Genomic DNA, 1,149 nt, shown 5'->3' with positions numbered 1-1,149 from the left:
GTGGGGCGGCCACGCGAGAGCACTTCCGGTAAGTGTTGGCGAACGGTGGCCATGAAGTGCATCCACTGGTTGGGCACGTTTTCGGTACCCAACGAATTGAGTAGGTCGAGACGGACGCGCTTCGCGGTGTCGTGGTGAATATGGGAAATCGAGGCCATGGCATCACCTTATAAATATGTAATTGTGTATTTATTACACATTTAAATTTAATAGACATTAACGGATTTTCAAGGCTTTTTGCCGCCTATGCTCGTAGAACGATTCGTATAACGAAAATCTGCGTGGTTGAGCGGTTTGTTGGGTGGTCGGTAGAACAAGCTGTAGAACAATTTTCCCTTCTGAAATTTATGTGATGCCATATAGATCAATTATTTAGCATCCCCGAAGGGGTGCGTATGGTGTGTTACCTCCACCGTTAAGGATCACCACTCCTCAAACTGGTCTAAAACGACAAGAGCGGTAGGCCACTGAACCACCAGAAGGTATCGTAGGATTCAAGCCATTTATGGCTTGCAGGTAGGGCGAAATGGGAGAAAACCATGCTTCAACTGAGCGTGCTGATTGCGGTGATCTGTGTGCCGATCCTGGCGATGTTGGCAATGGGTGCCAAAGTGGAGAAAAGGCAGAGGGACAGGGCTAAAATTGTGCAGGAGCGCGCAAAATTGGTGGAAATCTATAAACACCAATTTTAATTCCATGTTTTATTTAATTTAAACGTTTGAATTTTATGGAATTTTACGTTTTTGATATTTTTTGTTCTATTTATCTTAGGTTATTGAAATATTTATGTACTGATTCTTTTTTATCAGCCTTTGGGTGCCATATGCGTCTAGATGAGCTCTACCTTCCTGAATCCCCAGAATTTGCATGTGCTTCGCATGATATAGCTGAAGCTCAATGCTATCTGGCAAGGCTTGTAAATGGAGCCGACCTTGACGTTGAGAGACTGTGTGCTGTTTCCATGACGCTTTTGTCGATAGCAAGCTCCTACCAGCATCACCTGAATGAAAAAATAACTGATAGTTATTCAAAGGTTGATATCGTTTAAATTTTTGTTATATTTTTGGTGTAGTTCGAAGGCTAAGTATGGACGCTTTCGGAGGCATGGAGCCTCGTGGGGCAGGAAGCCTGTAGAAACATGGAAGGCTG

The 1,149-nt window shown here is 43.9% G+C and carries 1 protein-coding gene; it reads left to right on the top strand.

Features of this window, described 5'->3' with window-relative positions; genetic code table 11:
* Window positions 1-539: 539 nt before the first annotated feature.
* Entirely contained in the window at window positions 540-692 is a 153-nt protein-coding gene (locus ILP86_RS19465; protein WP_193762729.1) for a hypothetical protein, read from the top strand.
* The last annotated feature ends 457 nt before the right edge of the window (window positions 693-1,149 follow it).

This window comes from Microbacterium sp. R1 (assembly GCF_015159725.1).
GTDB lineage: Bacteria > Actinomycetota > Actinomycetes > Actinomycetales > Microbacteriaceae > Microbacterium > Microbacterium oxydans.
This window is presented reverse-complemented; position numbering and strand designations above follow the sequence as displayed.

Coding starts and splice junctions, on each gene's coding strand:
- ILP86_RS19465 (WP_193762729.1), top strand. CDS start 540: ATGCTTCAACTGAGCGTGCTGATTGCGGTGATCTGTGTGCCGATCCTG.